The sequence below is a fragment of the Corynebacterium sp. MSK071 genome (assembly GCF_030232125.1).
Lineage (GTDB): Bacteria > Actinomycetota > Actinomycetes > Mycobacteriales > Mycobacteriaceae > Corynebacterium > Corynebacterium kefirresidentii.
The window spans coordinates 52,049-71,549 of the sequence record NZ_JASPJA010000012.1 but is presented as its reverse complement, the minus strand read 5'-3'; the positions used below and the strand labels follow the sequence as shown (position 1 = coordinate 71,549).

Annotated in this window: 20 protein-coding genes and 1 tRNA gene; 16 read left to right on the top strand and 5 right to left on the bottom strand. The window is 57.9% G+C overall.

All coding sequences use genetic code 11. The features are described 5' to 3' along the window. Positions 1-44 precede the first annotated feature (44 nt). Positions 45-776 (top strand): thioredoxin domain-containing protein, encoded by a 732-nt coding sequence (locus QP990_RS10385; RefSeq protein ID WP_284799140.1) that lies wholly within the window; start codon positions 45-47, stop codon positions 774-776. A gap of 76 nt (positions 777-852) precedes the next feature. Beyond that, positions 853-925, top strand: a tRNA-Ala gene (locus QP990_RS10380). Positions 926-978: 53 nt separating this feature from the next. Here the strand turns inward: QP990_RS10380 and QP990_RS10375 are convergent. Continuing rightward, entirely contained in the window at positions 979-1,887 is a 909-nt protein-coding gene (locus QP990_RS10375; protein ID WP_284799139.1) for an NAD(P)/FAD-dependent oxidoreductase, read from the bottom strand. 78 nt (positions 1,888-1,965) lie between these two features. Here QP990_RS10375 and QP990_RS10370 point away from each other — a divergent pair, with 78 nt between their 5' ends. Further along, on the top strand, positions 1,966-2,340 hold the full coding sequence (locus tag QP990_RS10370; RefSeq protein WP_023020845.1) for a DUF805 domain-containing protein: 375 nt from the start codon (positions 1,966-1,968) through the stop codon (positions 2,338-2,340). 30 nt (positions 2,341-2,370) lie between these two features. After that, the gene (locus QP990_RS10365; protein WP_284799138.1) at positions 2,371-3,096 is read left to right on the top strand and encodes a fructosamine kinase family protein; all 726 of its coding nucleotides are present in this window, start codon (positions 2,371-2,373) and stop codon (positions 3,094-3,096) included. Here QP990_RS10365 and nadE read toward each other — a convergent pair. Next, positions 3,093-3,914 (bottom strand): ammonia-dependent NAD(+) synthetase, encoded by an 822-nt coding sequence (gene nadE, locus QP990_RS10360; RefSeq protein ID WP_284799137.1) that lies wholly within the window; start codon positions 3,912-3,914, stop codon positions 3,093-3,095. The two genes, QP990_RS10365 and nadE, sit on opposite strands and share 4 nt — an antisense overlap. A 27-nt stretch (positions 3,915-3,941) precedes the next feature. On the opposite strand from nadE, the gene QP990_RS10355 reads away from it, so the two are divergent. From QP990_RS10355 to nrdE, 7 genes are all read left to right on the top strand, one after another. Then, a complete protein-coding gene (locus tag QP990_RS10355) occupies positions 3,942-5,297 on the top strand; it encodes a sugar porter family MFS transporter (RefSeq protein WP_284799136.1) in 1,356 nt (451 codons plus the stop codon). 120 nt (positions 5,298-5,417) lie between these two features. Continuing rightward, positions 5,418-5,540, top strand: coding sequence for a type B 50S ribosomal protein L36 (ykgO, locus tag QP990_RS10350; protein ID WP_003847162.1), 123 nt, complete (start codon positions 5,418-5,420; stop codon positions 5,538-5,540). A 163-nt stretch (positions 5,541-5,703) separates the two neighbouring features. Continuing rightward, positions 5,704-6,216 carry a triacylglycerol lipase gene (locus tag QP990_RS10345; RefSeq protein WP_284799135.1) on the top strand — a complete coding sequence of 171 codons (513 nt, stop codon included), beginning with the start codon at positions 5,704-5,706 and terminating at the stop codon, positions 6,214-6,216. Between the two features lie 96 nt (positions 6,217-6,312). Beyond that, on the top strand, positions 6,313-6,609 hold the full coding sequence (locus tag QP990_RS10340; RefSeq protein ID WP_284799134.1) for a hypothetical protein: 297 nt from the start codon (positions 6,313-6,315) through the stop codon (positions 6,607-6,609). A gap of 304 nt (positions 6,610-6,913) precedes the next feature. Further along, positions 6,914-7,153 (top strand): glutaredoxin-like protein NrdH, encoded by a 240-nt coding sequence (nrdH, locus tag QP990_RS10335; protein ID WP_023020850.1) that lies wholly within the window; start codon positions 6,914-6,916, stop codon positions 7,151-7,153. Between the two features lie 22 nt (positions 7,154-7,175). Beyond that, positions 7,176-7,607, top strand: coding sequence for a class Ib ribonucleoside-diphosphate reductase assembly flavoprotein NrdI (gene nrdI, locus QP990_RS10330; protein ID WP_023020851.1), 432 nt, complete (start codon positions 7,176-7,178; stop codon positions 7,605-7,607). Positions 7,608-7,661: 54 nt separating this feature from the next. After that, entirely contained in the window at positions 7,662-9,824 is a 2,163-nt protein-coding gene (nrdE, locus tag QP990_RS10325; RefSeq protein WP_259825326.1) for a class 1b ribonucleoside-diphosphate reductase subunit alpha, read from the top strand. Between the two features lie 55 nt (positions 9,825-9,879). Here nrdE and QP990_RS10320 read toward each other — a convergent pair whose 3' ends face one another. After that, entirely contained in the window at positions 9,880-10,575 is a 696-nt protein-coding gene (locus tag QP990_RS10320; protein ID WP_086588427.1) for a FadR/GntR family transcriptional regulator, read from the bottom strand. Between the two features lie 141 nt (positions 10,576-10,716). Here QP990_RS10320 and nrdF point away from each other — a divergent pair, with 141 nt between their 5' ends. The 4 genes from nrdF to QP990_RS10300 all read left to right on the top strand — a co-directional run bounded on the left by nrdF (position 10,717) and on the right by QP990_RS10300 (position 15,760). After that, entirely contained in the window at positions 10,717-11,706 is a 990-nt protein-coding gene (gene nrdF, locus QP990_RS10315) for a class 1b ribonucleoside-diphosphate reductase subunit beta (protein ID WP_023020854.1), read from the top strand. 342 nt (positions 11,707-12,048) lie between these two features. Beyond that, positions 12,049-13,743: a cytochrome c oxidase subunit I gene (gene ctaD / locus QP990_RS10310; protein ID WP_023020855.1), complete on the top strand. Its 1,695-nt coding sequence runs from the start codon at positions 12,049-12,051 to the stop codon at positions 13,741-13,743. A gap of 102 nt (positions 13,744-13,845) precedes the next feature. Next, entirely contained in the window at positions 13,846-15,036 is a 1,191-nt protein-coding gene (gene serB, locus QP990_RS10305) for a phosphoserine phosphatase SerB (protein WP_034655508.1), read from the top strand. After that, the gene (locus QP990_RS10300; RefSeq protein WP_023020857.1) at positions 15,029-15,760 is read left to right on the top strand and encodes an aminoacyl-tRNA hydrolase; all 732 of its coding nucleotides are present in this window, start codon (positions 15,029-15,031) and stop codon (positions 15,758-15,760) included. The genes serB and QP990_RS10300 overlap by 8 nt, the downstream gene beginning before the upstream one ends. Here QP990_RS10300 and QP990_RS10295 read toward each other — a convergent pair. Together QP990_RS10295 and QP990_RS10290 are read right to left on the bottom strand one after the other, a co-directional pair. After that, positions 15,726-17,705 (bottom strand): ATP-dependent DNA helicase, encoded by a 1,980-nt coding sequence (locus QP990_RS10295; RefSeq protein ID WP_284799133.1) that lies wholly within the window; start codon positions 17,703-17,705, stop codon positions 15,726-15,728. The genes QP990_RS10300 and QP990_RS10295 overlap by 35 nt on opposite strands. A gap of 18 nt (positions 17,706-17,723) precedes the next feature. Next, the gene (locus tag QP990_RS10290) at positions 17,724-19,052 is read right to left on the bottom strand and encodes a nicotinate phosphoribosyltransferase (RefSeq protein WP_284799132.1); all 1,329 of its coding nucleotides are present in this window, start codon (positions 19,050-19,052) and stop codon (positions 17,724-17,726) included. Positions 19,053-19,174: 122 nt separating this feature from the next. Here QP990_RS10290 and clpS point away from each other — a divergent pair, with 122 nt between their 5' ends. Further along, a complete protein-coding gene (clpS, locus tag QP990_RS10285) occupies positions 19,175-19,501 on the top strand; it encodes an ATP-dependent Clp protease adapter ClpS (RefSeq protein ID WP_023020860.1) in 327 nt (108 codons plus the stop codon).

Here is a 19,501-nt window from a genome sequence, read left to right as displayed (position 1 = left end):
AGGTAGGCTGTATTGGTCCGAGAATTTTCAAAGGCAAGGTTCAAATGAGCAAAGTAACTGACCCGAACGCTAAGGGTGGCAACGGTTTTATCTGGGGAGTCGGTGTACTTCTCGTCATCATTGCCGTTGTCATTGGCTATATCGTGTGGAACGGTAAGCAATCTGATGATGGCGTCGAAGACGTCAATATGACTATGGAGTTCAATGATGGTGCTATCACGTTGAAGGGCGAGAGCGCTACGGACGATACCCCTAAGGTAGATCTGTACGAAGATTACTCTTGCCCGCACTGTGCTGAATTGGCTCAGGCTACCGACGGCGACATGAAGAATGCTATCGAAGAGGGCAAGCTGATCGTTCATGTGCGCACCCTCAACTTCCTGGATGGCAAGGATATTGAAGGTCAGGAGGGCTACTCCACGAAGGCGGCAGCCGCTATGTCGGAGTTGGCAAAGTCCGGCGACATCAAAACCTATTGGAATTTGCGTGACTTCCTCATGCAAAACCAGCAAAGTGTTGCTAATAAGTGGGGCGTTGAAGATATTGCTAACCAAGCCAAGGAGCTTGGCGCCGAAGATGATGTTGTTGAGTCCATGAAGGACGTAGACATCAAGCAGGGCAATAAGGTGGCGAAGACCAACTACGACAAGCTGGATAAAGAAACCGGCTCTGTCTCCTCGCCGCGTATTGTTCAAAATGGCAAGGATGTTCCATCCGAAAAGGACCAAAAGGCCGGCAAGAACCTGGGCGATTGGGTAGAAATCGTCACCCAGTAGCAGGCGATTTGGAGAGTTAAATACCCTCCATGTATATTTAAGCGAGTTGCAGCCCACAAGGTTGCACCTCGTTTGAGGGGCTATGGCGCAGCTGGTAGCGCACCACACTGGCAGTGTGGGGGTCACGGGTTCGAATCCCGTTAGCTCCACAATATAAAGGAGAGGAACATTAGTTCCTCTCCTTTTAGTTTGTCTTGGGTGCCTATAGTTTTGCTAAGTCCTCATCAAGCATGCACTGGTCGATAGCAATGCCTACGGCGGCGCCGCTACCCATCGCCTGGGAGACCTGATCCGGCGAGCTGACTACATTGCCGGCTGCCCATAAGCGCGATATTGAGGTTTGGCCACGTTCTGCTTTGATCCAGCCATTGGCCGATTCGCAACCGGCATCCCGCAACAGTGCATCGTTGGGCAGAAAATCGGGCCCAGTAAAGCATGCTTCGTAGATGCTTACTCCATCGGCGCTGTGTACTTCTACGCCGGTGGGCGATGCCTGATCCGGCTGGACTTGTGTCACCTTCGCTTCGTTTATCTCTACGCCCAACCCGGCGAGCTGGGTGCGGTCAAGCTCGGTGAGCTCAAGGCCGTTGGGGTAGAAGGTCAGAGCACTCGTCCACTTAGAAAGCAGTTTGCTAATGCGGATAGTAAAAGGCGGATTCGCGCCGCCAATGAGCGCAACCTTCTTCCCCTTGACCTCGTGGCCGTGGCAATAAGGGCAGTGAAAGAGGCGCGTTCCCCATAAATCACTAAGACCAGGGACCTCAGGGAGCTTGTCTGTGAGACCAGTAGCAACGAGGGCATGGCGGGATTCTAGAAGCGTGTCATCGGTGAGTCTTATTTGCCACGGGGCCTGCTCGGAAGGTCGGGAGAGGCTTTCCACCGTGGCGTGGGTAATGGCGCCGCCGAATTTTTTAACCTCCGCGTGGCCGCGTTCGAGCAGCTCGGTGGGAGCCACGCCATCGAGACCGAGGATGCCGTGGGAATGTTCGCTGAAGCGATTGCGGGGAGTGCCGGAATCGATAACCTGAACATTCCGGTTAGCGCGGGCCAAAGTGATGGCAGCGGCGGTGCCGGCAAAACCTCCGCCGATGATGATGACGTCTGATTGCATTGCTCATCCTTTATGGGAAGTGGGTAGCATGGTTCGCAGCCGAGTATATGCAGTCAACGTCGAAGGGGCCCGCGCGTTATGGCTTACGAATCCACGGGGTTCTTTGCACGCGATGCGCTCTACGGGGCGTCTCCTGCGCAGGCAGTGGGCAGGTTCTTTATTCGATACTTCAACTTCCTGGGCCGAGCGTCTGTGAGTGAGTTCTGGTGGGTATTTGGCTTTCTAGTGTTGATTTCAGTGCCAATTAACGCCATCGATCAGCATTATGGCGTGAATATCAAGCCTGTTGTAAAAGGATTTCTTGCTATGCCGGTCGTTTCCTTAATTTTCCGGCGGTTGCACGATTCTGGGAGAACGGGGTTCTTATGCTTGATCGGGTTTATCCCAATGTTCGGTGGGTTAGCGCTTCTATTCATGATGTGTTTGCCCACGCGGGAGCGCGCGGCGCTTTAAAAATTTCCCTGCCGGATTAGGCTGGGCGCCATGCAGACTTTTTCAAAGCGAGTACGCGACACAGATCAAGCTGGCGCCGAGGCGGCAGGATTGCGGTGGCTTGGGGAAGCTACCGACGCGGTGGTCAACGTAGTAAGCGCCGACGGGCTAGAGATCGTTACCGAGCGCGTGGACGAGGTCATGCCCACGCCGGAGGCGGCGAGGAAGTTTGGTGCGGAGTTGGCTCGCATGCACCGCGCAGGAGTCGAAGCGTTTGGCGCACCTCCTGCCGGATGGGAGGGAAAGAACTTCATCGGCAGCATCGAGCAAGACTGCATCCCGACGGATAACTGGGGTGAGTTCTACGTCGAACAGCGCGTGCTGCCTTTTGCGGAACTGGCTGGGATTAGTTCGGCGCAGTTGGATTTGGTAAGGCGAGCTTGCGATGCCATCGCCGCGCGCAGTTGGGATGTGGCGCCGGCTCGCATCCACGGTGACCTGTGGGCGGGAAACCTGCTCTTTGGTTCCGATGGCGGCATCATGATTGACCCCGCTGCCCACGGCGGGCATCCGCATACGGATTTGGGAATGCTGGCCCTTTTCGGGGCACCATACCTAGAAGAAATTTTCCAGGGCTATGGTGCGCCGAAAGATATCGAGAATTGGATTCCTATGCATCAGCTGCATCCACTAGCGGTGCATGCGCTCACGCACGGTGCAAGCTATAACCGGCCGCTGGAGCGTGCGGCTGCCGCAACCTTGGAGGCACTGGCCTAAAGGTTTGGCCCCTGCGGCATGATGCGTTTATGAGCGCCGCGGCGCCATAGGGTTTCGATGCGTTCGCGGGCGGCATCGGGAACCGCCTTTCCCTCCAAGTAGTCATCGATGTGGGCGTAGGTGACGCCGAGGGCTTCTTCGTCGGGAATCTGGGGCTTATCGTCTTCCAAGTCCGCGGTGGGGACCTTCTCCCAGGTAGAGCGCGGGGCGCCGAGGTGCTCTAGGAGGGCGGCGCCCTGGCGTTTATTGAGCCCGGCCAAGGGGAGGAGGTCTGCCGCACCATCGCCCCACTTAGTGAAGAAAGCAGTGACGTTTTCCGCCGCATGATCGGTGCCGATGACGAGGGCGCCGACCTCGCCGGCGATGGCGTACTGGGCGGTCATGCGCAGGCGGGCCTTAGTATTGCCGCGGTTGAAATCGGTGACGTCGGCAAGCTGCACAGCATCCGCCACCTGCTCGTCGAGGGCGAGGGTGGCCGGCTTGATATTGACGGTGGGGCGGTGATCAGGCTGGATGAAATCCAGGGCAATCTGGGCATCGTCCTCATCGGCCTGCACACCGTGAGGCAGACGTACGGCCCAAAACTCCGCGCCGTCTACGCGGTCCACCGCCAGTTGCGCGAGCTTTCCTGTCAAGGTGGAATCCTGGCCGCCCGAAATCCCCAGCACGTACCCCTTAGCGCCGGTGGTGCGCAGGTAGTCAACCAAGAAATCCACGCGGCGCTGGACTTCCGCTTCTGGATCGATAAAGGGGCGTACACCCAGGGCTTTTATGATGGTTTGCTGCAGGTTTTCGGCATCGTTCGACATGACGTTCATGGTAGCCGCCTGACACAATATTGTGCTGTGAATAAGGATGTTTATGTCAAGGTAGTAGCTGGCGTAGCGGCCCTCGGCGGGCTGCTTTTTGGATACGACACCGGAGTGATGTCCGGTGCCTTGCTTTTTATTAGCCCCGAATTCGACATGAGCGCCCACCAAGAGGGGTGGGTGACCTCGATGCTGCTCGTAGGAGCTGCTGTTGGTGCGCTTACGGCTGGGCGCATTGCCGATAGATTTGGCCGGCGGTTTACGTTGATTGCGGGTGGCATCATTTTCGTGCTGGGCTCCATCTGGTGCGCCCTGTCCGGTTCGGTGGGCATGCTGGCCACGGCGCGTACGTTCTTGGGCTTTGCAGTAGGTGCGGTCTCCATCGTTTCGCCCATGTACATCGCGGAAATCGTGCCCGCCAAGGTGCGCGGGCGCATGGTCTCGCTCAATACCCTGGCGATTGTGGTGGGTCAGTTGATGGCCTACTTGGTCAACTCCGCGTTGGCCTCTACAGGCAGCTGGGAGTGGATGCTGGGCTTGGCCGCCGTGCCAGGACTCGCGTTGGCGCTCGGAATGGTGTTTCTGCCAGAGACGCCGGTATGGCTAGCGACGAACGACAAGATGGCTCGTGCTCAAGAAATTGCCGGGCGCGCCGGAATGGATATTTCGGAGCTGACTTCGCAGGAGACCGCGCGCAAGTCCAGCGGGTCTGAGTGGAAGGCTCTTGCTGCCAACCGGTGGATGCAGATTACGGTGCTGCTGGCCATGCTGATGGGGCTCACACAGCAGATTACCGGTGTCAACGCCATCGTGTACTTCGCACCGACCATGATGAATCAGGTGGGGATTTCTACGGCCAATTCGGTCTATACTTCCATCGTTATCGGCACGGTATCCGTGCTCGCCTGCTGGGTGGGGCTGAAGGTAGTAGACCGCATTGGGCGCAAGCGCTTATTGCTCATCGGCCTGACCGGCAACGTGGTCTCGCTATTCATTCTTTCCTTCGCCTATTCCCACGCCCAGGATTCCACCGCTATGGCTATGGTCTCTTTGGTATTTATGGCGCTGTTTATTGCCTTCCAACAGGCGGCGGTCTCACCCACGACGTGGCTGCTTATCTCCGAGCTAGTACCGCTGCAGGTACGTGGTCTAGGCATGGGCATTGCGGGGTTATCGTTGTGGGCCACCAACTGGGCCGTGGCGCAGTACTTCTTGCCGCTAGTGGAGTGGCTGACTGGCCCGGTGGCGTTTATGGTCTTTGGAGTCTTTGGTCTCATCGCCATTGCCTATACCCGCATTTTGGTTCCAGAGACAATGGGACGTAGCCTGGATGAGGTAGGCGAGGAGATGAAGTCGCGCTACGAGCGCGAGTCCGCAGTCGTCAAGCCTTAGTGTTTTGGTATTGACGGCCGCGTGAGGTAAAATTTTTCCTCGTGTCATGGCTGGGGATTCCCAGTCCGTGCTTTACTTATTCAACCGCATGTAGATTGCGCATAACGAAAGGAGCGCCCGATGAAGGTCCGTAAGTCCCTTCGGTCGCTGAAGAAGAAGCCGGGCGCCCAGGTTATTCGCCGCCACGGTAAGGTCTTCGTGATCAACAAGAAGGATCCCCGTTTCAAGGCTCGTCAGGGCTAATTGATTCGCGATTCCATCCGCTCCCTCCGGCTATCCGGAGTGGGGCGGATTTTTTATGGGTGAATTATGGCACAAGGGATAATTTTCTCCAGGGCCACGGGGAATAAAGAGACATGTATGAATATAATCAAATCGCCGTTATGTGTCGTGAGAAAGAAGAATAATGTCCCGGCGAATTGTTGCTGTGCTTGCTGCTGCAGCCCTTGGGCTATCCGCCCCTATTGCTAATGCCTCTCAGTCGGAGTGGGAATCCTCTGTTCCAGAGTCCTTTGGGATCAATGACCCTTCCTGTGTGCCTTCTGGCCAGATTGTTGAGCCGGTGGTGCTACTGCATGGCACCTATAACAATGCGGGTGTGTGGAAAAGCTTGATTCCGATGTTGAAGGATCAGGGTGCGTGCGTATGGGCCTTTGATTATGGAGCGGATGATGTTTCTTTGCAGAATGCTTCTCCCTCAACGAAGGCCATTTCAGATTTGGATGATGCGGCCGAGGAAATAGCGCGGCACGTGGACTATGTCCGAGCGGTAACCGGCGCAGAGAAAGTGGACTTGGTAGGCCATTCCCAGGGCGGTACCCATATTAAGACCTATACCCAAATGTACGGCGGGGCTGAGCACGTCGCTCGGGCTGTGGCTCTAGGCGGCAACTTCCACGGCACCACGCTGGGTGGGTAGGGCGAAGGTCTGGCCAAATTCATCGCCTTCGCACCCCGCCTCGCCGCCTTCTTGGCCAGCACGGCCGGCATCCAACAGGTGGTGGGTTCGGAATTTATGCAAAGGCTCAATGCGCTGCCGGACACCGCGCCGGGCGTGCTCTACACCTCCATCTACTCGCCGGCGGATACGACGGTAACCCCGAATAGCTCCTCGCAGCTGGTAGCTGTCGACGGCGCCGATGTGGTGAACCTCGACCTTGGTGAGGTCTGCGGCGTGGCTCCTCGGCACGATAAGCTGCCGACTGACCGCACGGCGCTGAGCCAGGTCATTTTTGGCCTGAAGCGCGCCCCAGGGGAGGGGCCGCGGCCGTCGACCTGTGTCTCCGGGGAGTCATCGACGGTCGGTTCCTGAAGCGAAGCGCCACACCGCAAATGTGAACTTTGACACACAAAACGGTGAATTCCAGGTAAACCCGCAGGAATCTCATTGATGTAGTTTCATGGCTGTCCTTGGGTGTGGTCAACATGTGGGGCCTGGGGGTGTGTCATCCTGGGAATACCATGCTTGTAACTACTATATATTGTGTTGGTTGCGGGTCTTTCCCCCAAAGTATAGTGTCGTTGATGTTGTTCAGAGCGGCGCAGGAAGCGCCCGAATAAGCGGGAAACGCTCCCCGTTCTGACGAGTTTTCAATGCAGGAGCTTTAAGGATCTATATGTCTATCACCGTTTACACCAAGCCAGCGTGCGTCCAGTGCAACGCCACCAAGAAGGCCCTCGATCGTGCCGGCCTCGAGTACGACCTCGTCGATATCTCGGCCGATGACGAGGCTCGCGACTACGTAATGGCATTGGGTTACGTTCAGGCCCCAGTAGTTGAGGCCAACGGTGAGCACTGGTCTGGTTTCCGCCCAGACCGTATCAAGGGCCTGGCTTCCCTAGCGGCATCCGCCTAAGGGGTAGGGGAGGCCAGTAGCGATGTTGGTCGTGTATTTTTCCTCCGCAACGGAAAATACGCACCGGTTCGTGCAGAAACTGGGCTTTCCCAGCGCGCGCATTCCGCTGCGCCGCACGGAGGAGCCCCTCAAGGTCAACGAACCTTATGTCTTGGTGTGTCCCACCTATGGCGGGGGCGCGTCCATTAGCCACCAAAATTCCCGTCCCGTGCCCTCACAGGTAATTAAGTTCCTTAATGATGAGCACAACCGCAGTTTCATTCGCGCGGTAATCGCGGGTGGTAATAGCAATTTTGGCGCCGACTTTGGCAAGGCTGGTGACGTCATCAGTGCCAAATGTAAAGTGCCCTATGTATATCGTTTCGAGTTGCTGGGAAACGATGACGATATAAAAATTTGTCGTGAAGGCTTAATGGCTAACGCCGCCGAGCTTGGGCTCGAGGCCGCGGCCTAGCACCCACCACGACTTAAATAAAGATCCTGATTTTTAAGAAAGGCCTTGTCAGCTGTGAGTACGCAATTGGGGAAGACCGTCGCCGAGCCAGTAAAGCCGGAAGAGCAGTTGGACTACCACGCTCTCAACGCGATGCTGAATCTCTACGATGCAAACGGCAAGATTCAGTTTGATAAAGACCGCGAGGCCGCAAACCAATTCTTCCTGCAGCACGTTAATCAAAACACGGTCTACTTCCATGATCTGGAAGAAAAGATCGATTACCTGATTAATAACAAGTACTACGACCCACGAGTCATCGAGCAGTATGACTTCTCCTTTATTAAGGAGCTTTTTAAGCGCGCTTATTCCTATAAATTCCGCTTCAAGTCTTTCCTGGGCGCGTATAAGTACTACACCAGCTACACGCTGAAGACCTTTGATGGTCGCCGCTACCTCGAGCGCTTTGAGGATCGTGTCTCCATGACCGCCCTATTCTTGGCAGATGGTGATACTGGCTTGGCAGAGCGCCTTGTGGACGAGATTATGAACGGCCGTTTCCAGCCGGCCACCCCAACCTTCCTCAACGCCGGCAAGGCCCAGCGTGGCGAGCTCGTGTCCTGCTTCCTGCTGCGCATCGAGGACAATATGGAGTCCATTGGACGCTCCATCAACTCCGCGCTGCAGCTTTCCAAGCGCGGCGGCGGCGTGGCCCTGCTGCTGTCTAATATTCGTGAATCCGGCGCGCCCATTAAGCACATTGAGAACCAGTCTTCCGGTGTTATCCCAGTAATGAAACTGCTGGAGGATTCCTTCTCTTATGCCAACCAGCTTGGTGCCCGCCAGGGCGCTGGTGCGGTCTATCTCAATGCGCACCACCCAGACATCATGGACTTCCTGGATACCAAGCGTGAGAACGCGGACGAGAAAATCCGCATTAAAACCCTCTCGCTGGGCATCGTCGTGCCGGATATCACCTTCGAGCTGGCCAAGCGCAATGACGATATGTACCTCTTCTCGCCGTATGACGTAGAGCGCGTCTATGGCAAGGCCTTCGGTGACATCTCCGTTACTGAGCACTATGAGGAGATGGTAGAAGACCCACGCATCCGTAAGAAGAAGATCAACGCCCGTCACTTCTTCCAGACCGTGGCAGAGCTGCAATTCGAGTCCGGCTACCCGTACATCATGTTCGAGGACACCGTGAACCGCGCCAATCCGGTAAAGACGTCGTGGATCAACATGTCCAACCTGTGCTCGGAGATCCTGCAGGTTAACTCCGCTTCCGAATTCAATGCGGATCTGACCTACCAGGAGCTGGGCAGCGATATCTCTTGTAACCTGGGCTCGCTGAATATCGCGATGACCATGGATTCGCCGGACTTCGCCACTACGGTGGAGACTGCCATCCGTGGCCTGACCGCTGTGGCGGATAAGACGTCCATCGATTCCGTGCCGTCTGTGCGCCGCGGAAACGACGAGTCCCATGCTATCGGCTTGGGCCAGATGAACCTCCACGGTTACTTGGGTCGCGAGCACATCGAGTATGGCTCGGAAGAAGGCTTGGATTTCACTAATGCCTACTTCGCGGCCGTGCTGTATGCGGCATTGCGTGCTTCTAATAAGATTGCCCGCGAGCGCGGTGAGTACTTTAAGGAGTTCCCGCAGTCCGAGTACGCCTCCGGCGAATTCTTCGACCGCTACGATCCGGAAGAGTTTAAGCCGCAGACCAAGAAAGTCCAGGAGCTTTTCGAGTCCTCATCGATCCACACTCCGTCCGCCCAGGACTGGGAGGAGTTGAAGCAGGACGTGGCCAAGTACGGACTGTATAACCGCAACCTGCAGGCAGTGCCACCGACGGGCTCGATTTCCTATATCAATAACTCCACCTCATCCATCCACCCGATTGCCTCCAAGATTGAGATCCGCAAGGAAGGCAAGATCGGTCGCGTCTACTACCCGGCGCCGCACATGGATAATGACAACTTGGAGTACTTCAAGGACTCTTATGAGATCGGCTTCGAGAAGATCGTCGATACCTATGCCGTAGCCACCAAGTACGTGGACCAAGGTCTATCGCTCACCCTCTTCTTCAAGGACACCGCAACCACCCGCGATGTCAACCGTGCGCAGATTTATGCGTGGCGCAAGGGGATTAAGACCTTGTATTACATCCGCTTGCGCCAGATGGCGCTGGAGGGCACCGAGGTCGAGGGCTGCGTATCCTGCATGCTCTAAACCGTAGGTTGAACGCCTCGATGCACGTCGTGGGGAAGGACGTGCATCGAGGCGTTTAACCGTTTTCTGCCCTGGTGCGGTCGAGGATGGTGCGGGAAGTGCTTTCGGCGGCGTCGGCAAGCCCAGCATCAATGGCGCGGGCCAGCTCCATGTGCAGTTGTGTGGTCCCGCCTATGGGATCGCGCTTGCGGGAACCAAAGACGGACTTGCCCTTGAGCATGGCTACTAGCGAAGGGGCGAGCGCGGCCAGCATCTCATTGCCGGAAGCCCGCAAAATTAAAGTGTGGAAACGCAGATCGGTTTCCAGTTCCTCGCCCACGCGCGGGGAAGGAGTGGATTCTAGCTCGGCTAAACGCGCGGCGAGGCGAAGGAGTTCCGCCCGCTGCTGGGCGCTGGCATTGCCGGCTGCGAGTCGGGCCGCCACCGGTTCAATTCCCAGCCGCAACTCGTTGAGGCGTGCCACTTGCTGCCCGCGGGTTTTGTCATTATTTAACCGCCAACCAATGATCGCCGGGTCATATACTGCCCAACTATCCATCGGCAGCACCGTGATTCCCACGCGACGCCCAGAGCGGACCATGCCGAGGTGTTCGAGCGTGCGCATGGCTTCACGAGCCACGGTGCGGGAGATGCCAAAGCGCTTTTCGACGTCCCCCAGACGAAACCGCTCGCCCTCGGCGATGTCTCCGCCCACGATCTCGGCGCCGAGCCTATCCACCACGGAACCCAGCAGGGGAGGGGTGGCACTCATGCGGAAATCCTTTCTTTGCATGCTCCGAAGTAATTGAGATCAGTATAGGTAAGTGGTATCCAGCACAATGGTTTGGAGGGCGGGCGAATTGGGTATGCTGGGAACCTGAATTTGTCGTTTTTAGTATTGGAGTGACGCCGCGTGTCGCACGAGTACGATGACTACGTTTCTAGTCATGAAAAGCCAGTTAAGGCTATTAACTGGAATAGCATCCCGGATGAAAAGGACCTCGAGGTATGGGAACGCCTCACCGGTAATTTCTGGCTGCCAGAAAAGGTCCCAGTCTCCAATGACCTTCCCAGCTGGAAGACGCTGACGGAGAAGGAAAAGGAAACCACCATGCGGGTTTTCACCGGCCTGACGCTGCTGGATACCATCCAGGGCACCGTCGGTGCGATTTCCCTCCTCCCGGATTCCCAGACCCTGCACGAAGAGGCGGTCTACACCAACATTGCGTTTATGGAGTCCGTGCACGCCAAGTCCTATTCCAATATCTTTATGACCTTGGCGTCCACACCCATGATCAACGATGCCTTCCGCTGGTCCGAAGAAAACGAGAACCTGCAGAAGAAGGCCAAGATCATCTTGTCCTATTACAAGGGCGAGGATCCGCTGAAGAAGAAGGTGGCCTCCACTTTGCTGGAGTCCTTCTTGTTCTACTCCGGCTTCTATCTACCGATGTACTTCTCTTCCCGCGCGAAGCTCACCAATACCGCCGATATCATTCGCCTGATTATCCGCGATGAAGCCGTGCACGGCTACTACATTGGCTACAAGTTCCAGCAGGCCTATAAGCAGCTGGATGAGGAGCGCCAGGCGGAGCTGAAGGAATACACCTTCGACTTGGTCTACGACCTGTATGACAATGAGATCGACTACACCGAGGATCTCTACGATGACTTGGGCTGGACCGAGGACGTTAAGCGCTTCCTGCGCTATAACGCCAATAAGGCGCTGAATAATTTGGGCTTCGAGGGGCTCTTCCCAGCAGACGAGACTCGCGTTTCCCCGGCCATTTTGTCTTCGCTTTCGCCGAATGCTGACGAGAACCACGACTTCTTCTCTGGCTCTGGTTCCTCCTATGTCATTGGCAAGGCTGAGGACACCACGGATGATGACTGGGACTTCTAAGCATTCCCGCTGATCAGCGTGGTCTAGCGGCACACCTTCTGCTCTAAATCAATCGAAAGGTTGATAACGAGCGGGGGTGTGTTTTCGCGTTTTGGGGGTGCACAATTAAGCGCGTCTGTGACATATAGCACGGTAATTGGGGGCCGAAAATCCGTGCCAGAATTGGCGGCCGCGCCACGTGCAGGGCCTATGTGAAAGATGTGGTTAGTGTCGAGGCGTGGTCGTGCGGCTCATTATTGGGGGAAGCTGGAAAGAACAGGGGAAAATGGCCTAATATAATGCGAGTAAACCTAGGTGTAGGTGGGCCCTGCCCACAGACACTTTGTTAATCAGGAGGATTTTATGACCGCTGTGGCGCCACGGGTCGACGATTACGTCGCCCCTACACGTCCAGAGCCAACCGGTAATGCGAAGACCGGTTCAAAGGCTTGGGTATTTCTAACCACCACCGACCACAAGCAGCTGGGCATCATGTACTTGATCATGTCCTTCAGCTTCTTCTTCCTTGGTGGCTTTATGGCACTGTTGATCCGCGCGGAGCTGTTCACCCCGGGTCTTCAGTTCTTGTCCAATGAGCAGTTCAACCAGCTGTTTACCATGCACGGCACCGTGATGCTGCTGCTGTTTGCAACACCAGTTGTGTGGGGCTTTGGTAACTACATCCTGCCGCTGCAGATCGGCGCGCCGGACGTGGCCTTCCCCCGACTGAACGCTTTCGGCTTCTGGGTTACCCTGCTGGGCGGCACCGTGATGCTGCTGGGCTTCGTCACCCCAGGTGGCGCAGCTGACTTCGGCTGGACCATGTACATGCCACTGGCTGATGGCGTCCACACCCCGGGCATCGGCGCGGATATGTGGATCGTCGGCGTGGGCGCTACCGGTGTTGGTACCATTGCCTCCGCTATCAACATGATTACGACCATTCTGACCCTGCGCGCACCGGGCATGACCATGTTCCGCCTGCCGGTATTCAGCTGGGCCGTATTCACCGCATCCGCCATCGTGCTGATGATCTTCCCGCTGCTGACCGCTGCAGCACTGGGCGTCCTGTATGACCGCAAGCTGGGCGGCCACATCTACGATTCCGCTAACGGTGGCGGCATCCTGTGGCAGCACCTGTTCTGGTTCTTCGGCCACCCTGAGGTTTATGTCCTTGCACTGCCATTCTTCGGCGTTGTTTCTGAGGTTGTTCCGGTCTTCTCCCGCAAGCCGGTCTTCGGCTACATCGGCCTGGTCTTCGCACTGCTGGCCATCGGCGCCCTGTCCATGGCTGTGTGGGCTCACCACATGTTCGTTACCGGCGCTATCCTGCTGCCGTTCTTCTCCTTCATGACGTTCCTTATTGCGGTGCCTACCGGCGTTAAGTTCTTCAACTGGGTCGGCACCATGTGGAAGGGTCACATCACCTGGGATACCCCGATGATCTTCGCTATGGGCTTCATGGCAACCTTCCTCTTCGGCGGCATGACCGGCGTTATGCTGGCATCCCCGGCATTGGACTTCCACTTGGCTGAGTCCTACTTCTTGATTGCTCACTTCCACTACACCCTGTTCGGTACCGTTGTGTTCTCCGCCTTCGCGGGTCTGTACTTCTGGTTCCCGAAGATGACCGGCCGTATGCTGGATGAGCGTTTGGGTAAGATTCACTTCTGGCTGACCTTCATCGGCTTCCACGGCACCTTCTTGGTTCAGCACTGGGTAGGCAACATGGGTATGCCGCGTCGTTACGCTGACTACTTGGAGTCTGATGGCTTCACGGTCTTCAACCAGATTTCCACCATCTTCTCCTTCGTCCTCGGCGCCTCCGTCATCCCGCTGATTTGGAACGTATTCAAGTCCTGGCGCTACGGCGAGATTGTCACCGTGGATGACCCATGGGGCTACGGCAACTCCCTCGAGTGGGCAACCTCCTGCCCACCGCCGCGCCACAACTTCGTGTCCCTGCCGCGTATCCGCTCCGAGCGTCCGGCCTTCGAGCTGCACTACCCGCATATGGTTCAGCGCATGCGCGAGGAAGCACACGTGGGTAGCCACTAAAGCGAAGTAACTCGCACAAACTCCTGACTTAAGCCGCCTCCCAGCCCTTAATGGGCAATGGGAGGCGGCTTTGGCGTATCTTCTGTACCCCCACGTGCGATAATGGGCGGCGTGAGTACTCAAGCTGATACCAATGCAGTCATCACCACCAGCGGGCCGGATAAGCCCGGGGTCTCGGCGGCCTTTTTTCGCGTTCTGGCGTCCCATAACGCCACGCTTGTCGACGTCGAACAGGCCATCTTTTCCGGCCGCATTACCCTCGCTGCCCATACCCGCATTCCTGGTGCGCGCGCCGAGCAAATTGCACAGGGGCTGCGCAATACTTTGAGCATTTACGGTCAGCAGGTATCCGTAGACCTGCGGGAGGAAGAATCCACCGCTCGAGCCCGCTCGAGCTATGTGGTGGTCCTCATGGGCACGCAGGTTACCGCCCATCACATGGAGGAAGTTGCCCGCGTACTGGCCAACTTCGATGCCAATATCGATCGCATCCGCGGGCTTTCGACCTCTCCGTTGACCGGGCTGGAGCTTTTCCTATCTCTCGATGGTTCCGCCGCACCTGTGCGCCAAGCATTAGCGGAGCTGGCGCAGCAGATCGGCATCGATATCGCCATTGAGCCCGCGGGCCTGGGTCGGCGTTCCAAGCGTTTGGTGTGCTTCGACTGCGATAGCACCCTCATTCAAGGCGAGGTCATCGAGATGCTGGCCGCCCATGCCGGAAAGGAGAACGAGGTTGCCGCAGTAACGGCCCGGGCCATGCGCGGGGAGCTGGACTTTGAGGCTTCCCTGCGTGAGCGCGTCGCCGTGCTGGAAGGGCTGGATGCCGCCATTATCGATGAGGTGGCCCGCGATATTCATTTGACTCCAGGCGCCCGGGAAACCATCGCCACGTTGAATCGCATTGGCTACCGCACTGCGGTGGTCTCCGGCGGATTCATTCAAGTATTAGAGGGCCTAGCTGCGGAGATGGAATTGGACTATGTGCGCGCCAATACCTTGGAGATCGCAGATGGGAAGCTCACCGGCCGGGTGACCGGCAAGGTGGTTGACCGCAAAGCGAAGGAGGAATTCCTGCGGGAGTTCGCCGCGGATTCGGGGGTAAATATGCGGCAGACGGTGGCCGTGGGCGATGGCGCCAATGATATCGATATGATTTCTGCTGCTGGGCTGGGGATTGCCTTTAATGCTAAACCGGCCCTGCAGGAAGTGGCGGATACCTCTGTAAACCACCGGCGGCTGGATGAGGTCCTGCAAATTTTGGGTATTCCGGCCGAGGAGGTTGTTGATGAATAAATTCGACAGAGCGCATCAGCGTTTGGTGGAAGCCTGTGATTCACGCTCCTGGCGCGATGATCCCGAGAACCCAGATGATCCGGCCACGATTCAAGCTATGCAGATTGCGCTTAATCTGCCGAAGCAGGAGCCGCCGACACGTACGGCGGTGCTAGAAGCGGCCGCGCGCGCTGTGGTGGCGGTGTGCCTCGACGAGCGCGCGGGCGAGGACGGCGCCTTCGCGCAGGCGCTGGGGCAGTGGTATGGCCACCGCATCCGCAAGATCGTCCGCCGCGCGCGCAATAAAGCGTGGCGCGATGTACAAAGCCTGCCCGGCGTGACCGTAGCGGACCGCGCCCGTGCTTTTGCGCCCTCGGCCGTAGCAGAGGTGGATCCTCTCATTGCCAAGCTGCAGATCGGCCACACCGACCTTGCCTATGACGAACCCGGAGCTCCGCTTAGCGATGCCCCCGTTATCTACGTCGACCGCAGCCTCGACATGTCTGCGGGCAAAGTCGCGGCACAGGTAGGCCACGGCTCGATGATGCTGGCCGCTGCGATGTCGGTGGATGAAGCACGCGACTGGGCAGAAACTGACTTTCGGCTTTCGGTGCGCGAGGTTTCCGCGACGGATTTTCGCACCGCCTGCGCACAGGACGGCGCCGTGGTCATCGTTGACGCCGGCTTTACGGAAATCGCGCCAGACTCGGCTACCGTGTGCGCCCTGCGGCGACCAATCGCTTAAGCGCACCCCGGACCGTGCTCGCGTCAGTGGTCTGCCAAAAGCGCGGCATGGAGGCCTTGAGGAAGCTGCCGTAGCGCTTATACTCTAGGCGGTTATCAAGCACGGCGACCACGCCGCGATCGGTCACGTGGCGCAGCAGACGGCCGGCTCCCTGCGCCATCAGCAAGGCGGCGTGATTGGCGGAGACCTCCATGAACCCGGAGCGGCCGGCGGCATCGGCTGCTTGGGCGCGCGCCTGCATGAGGGGATCGTCTGGGCGAGGGAATGGAATGCGGTCGATGATGACCAGCGAGCACGCCGGCCCTGGCACGTCCACGCCCTGCCATAGGGTAAGCGTTCCGAAGAGGCAGGAGTTTTCCTTCTGCGAGAATTTCTCTACTAGCGCACCGATGGAATCTTCGCCCTGCACGAAGAGGTCAAACGGGATACGGGGTTTGAGCGCGGCGGCTGCTTCTTCCGCGGCCCGGCGAGAGGAAAACAATCCGAGAGTGCGCCCGCCGGCGGCCATGATGAGCTCATAGATCTCCTCGATCGATTCTTTAGACAGCCCATCGCGGCCCGGAGCGGGCAGATGCTTGGCGGTGTATAAAATGCCGGATTTGGCTGGGTCGAAGGGCGTGCCCGCGTCCAAGGTGTCATAGGTGCCGCTCGGCATGCCCCACTGTGCGGCCATAGCATCAAAGCGGCCGCCGAGGGCGAGAGTGGCCGAGGTAAGCACAACAGTTTGTTCCCCAAAGAGGTTCTCGCGCAGCATGTGGGCGATGGACAGGGGTGCCACGGCGAGGGTTTCGGCGTCGCTGCGCGGATCGCGTTCGAGCCAGACTACGTCGTCCTGCTTGGCTGGGTCATCGGTGGCGAAGACCTCCAGCATGCGTGATACGGCTTGCGCGAGGTCGGAGAGGTGGTTGCTTAAGTTTTGGCGCTCGGCGTTCTTTTCTGGGTCATCGGTGGCCTCGCCTTCGGGGGCGCGTGAAACGAGAGACTTAACGCGCAGGAACTCTTCGGCAAGCGCGCGCAGGTGGCTCTGCGAAGTTTCATCCAAGTCGGTCCACCGCCCGGGCTCCTGGATTTTCATCAGGTCATCGAATTCCTCGGCCAGATCCGAAAGATTGCCGGCATTGCCTAAGGACTTCGCGCGGTTGGCGGCCATCTTGATGGCGCGGGTAGTAATCTCCGCGGTGGACACGGAGGTGATCCGGCCGTCGAGCTCGTGGGCCTCATCGATAATGGCCACGTCGTGTTCGGGCAAAATATTTGCCTCAGAGATAGCGTCGATGGCCAGCATGGCGTGGTTGGTGACCACGATATCGACGTCGGCAGCCGCCCGGCGAGCCTCTTCCGCAAAACAGTCTGGCCCGTGCGGGCAACGCGAAGCCCCCAAACACTCGTTTGACGTTACCGACACCGCCCGCCACACCAGGTCCGGTACACCTGGCTCGAGGTCATCGCGGTCACCAGTTTCGGTTTCCTGTGCCCACTCGTGGATGCGGCGCACGGCCTTGCCGCGGCGGGAGATTTCGGATTCGTCGATAAGAGCTTCCGGATCATCCGGGGTCGCCGCAATCTTATTCATGCACAAGTAGTTATTGCGGCCCTTCATGATGGCGAAGGTAGGAGTGCGCTCCATAACGGGGGCAAGGGCCTTCGTGAGCCGGGGCAGATCGCGCTCCACCAGCTGGCGCTGCAATTCCAGGGTCGCGGTGGAGACGATGACAGTGGACCCTGAGTTCATTGCATGCCGGATAGCCGGGACTAGGTAGGCCAGCGACTTACCGGTGCCGGTACCGGCCTGCACTGCTAAGTGGCGCTCCTTATCGAGCGCGGCCGCGACGGCCGTGGCCATGCGCACCTGGCCTTCGCGCTGGCTGCCACCCAACGCAGCAACGGCCTTGTCTAGCAGCGTTTCCGTGTCAAGGTTTAGGGGCTCATCTGCGTGCTCACTCACCCCACACAGTCTAGCGGCCTACTTTTTAAAGCCCACCATCCGTGTAGGCACGGCCGCTTCATCGCGGGAGAGCGCTAGGCCTTCCCACGGCAGGGTCTTGCGGGCCTGATCCAAATATTCGCGGGAGGTATGCAGATCCGGCAGGTCGTCAACGATGTGTCCATCGCGCATGAGCGGAATGGTCATCTCGCGGGTATCGAGCTGGCCGGTATCTGGCGCGGGCGCGTCAAAGGGATAGACGATCTCTTCCACCGCCACGCCCGAGGAACGGTAGGTGCGCAGAGCACGCTTGGCGCCACCTACGGATTGCTTGGAAGTAGAGCGCTTCGCCACTGGGATGCCGTCTACTTCTACGACCTTGTAGACCATGCCGGCGGTGGGCGCGCCGGACCCGGTTGCCACGGACGTACCGACGCCGTAGACGTCTACCGGATCGCCGCGCAGGCCGGCGATAGCGAACTCATCAAGGTCAGAAGACACCACGATATTGGTGTTGTGGTTGCCTAAATCATCGAGCTGCTTGCGCACGCGGCGGGTAACGGCGCCCAAGTCACCGGAATCTATGCGGACCCCACCTAGCTGCGGGCCACCTACTTTCACTGCGGTTACTACGCCCTTGGTGATGTCATAGGTATCTACGAGCAGCGTGGTGTCCACGCCCAAGGTCTCGATCTGGGAACGGAAGGCGGCCTCTTCGTTCGGAGTGCCATCCGGGTTTGTGTGCGCCAAAGTCCAGGAGTGGGCCGCGGTGCCGGAGACAGGGATGCCGTAGCGGTAGCCCGCCTCCAAATTGGAGGTGGCTTCGAAGCCAGCCAGGTAGGCCGCGCGGGCGGAGGTTACCGCCGCATACTCGTGGGTGCGGCGCGAACCCATCTCGATAATCGGGCGGCCATCGGCCGCCGTGACCATGCGGGAGGCGGCCGAGGCCACCGCGGAATCGGCATTCATGATGGACAAAATAACGGTCTCCAAAATGAGGCACTCTCCAAAGGTGCCGCGCACCGTCAAGATGGGGGAGTTGGGGAAATAGAGTTCACCCTCGCGGTAGCCGTCAATCTGCCCAGAAAAGCGGTAGTGACGCAGGTATTCCTTGGTTTTCTCATCCAGGAAGTCCATCTCTGCCAATTGATTGGCTGAAAAGCGGAAATCCTCCACCGCCCGCAGGACCCGCTCGGTGCCGGCAACCACGCCGTAGCGGCGCTCATTGGGCAGACGGCGGCCGAATACCTCGCAGGTGACCTGGCGGTTTGCCGAGCCGTCTCGCAGCGCGGCCTGGAGCATAGTGAGCTCGTATTTATCCGTCAGTAAAGCGGTGGAGCGATCATTAGGAATAGCTTTGTCATTCACGTGAGTGATAATACCCACTGACTAGGTGTTTTTCAGAGGTTTAGATTCTTTGAACCTAGATTGTCCGCAGCCAGATCGGGCTGGCCCACAATAAATCCCCAAAAGTGGTTAGGCTAGAAAGCATGAAGGCGCAATTTCCCGTAGTCCGCATGAGCTCTCCTATGGCTACGCCCGAATTGGACGAAGAAATCGACGTAGATGTGGCCACGAGCGAGAACCTCCCGTGGATGTGCATCGTGTGGGATGACCCAGTCAACCTCATGAGCTACGTGTCCTATGTATTCCAAACGGTTTTGGGATACGACAAGAAGCGGGCCAATGAACTTATGATGCAGGTCCATACTGAGGGCAAGGCCGCCGTGTCCAGCGGCGAGCGCGACAAGATTGAAGCGGACGTGAAAAAGCTCCAGATCGCTGGTCTGTGGGCGACGATGCAGCAGGCAGGTTAA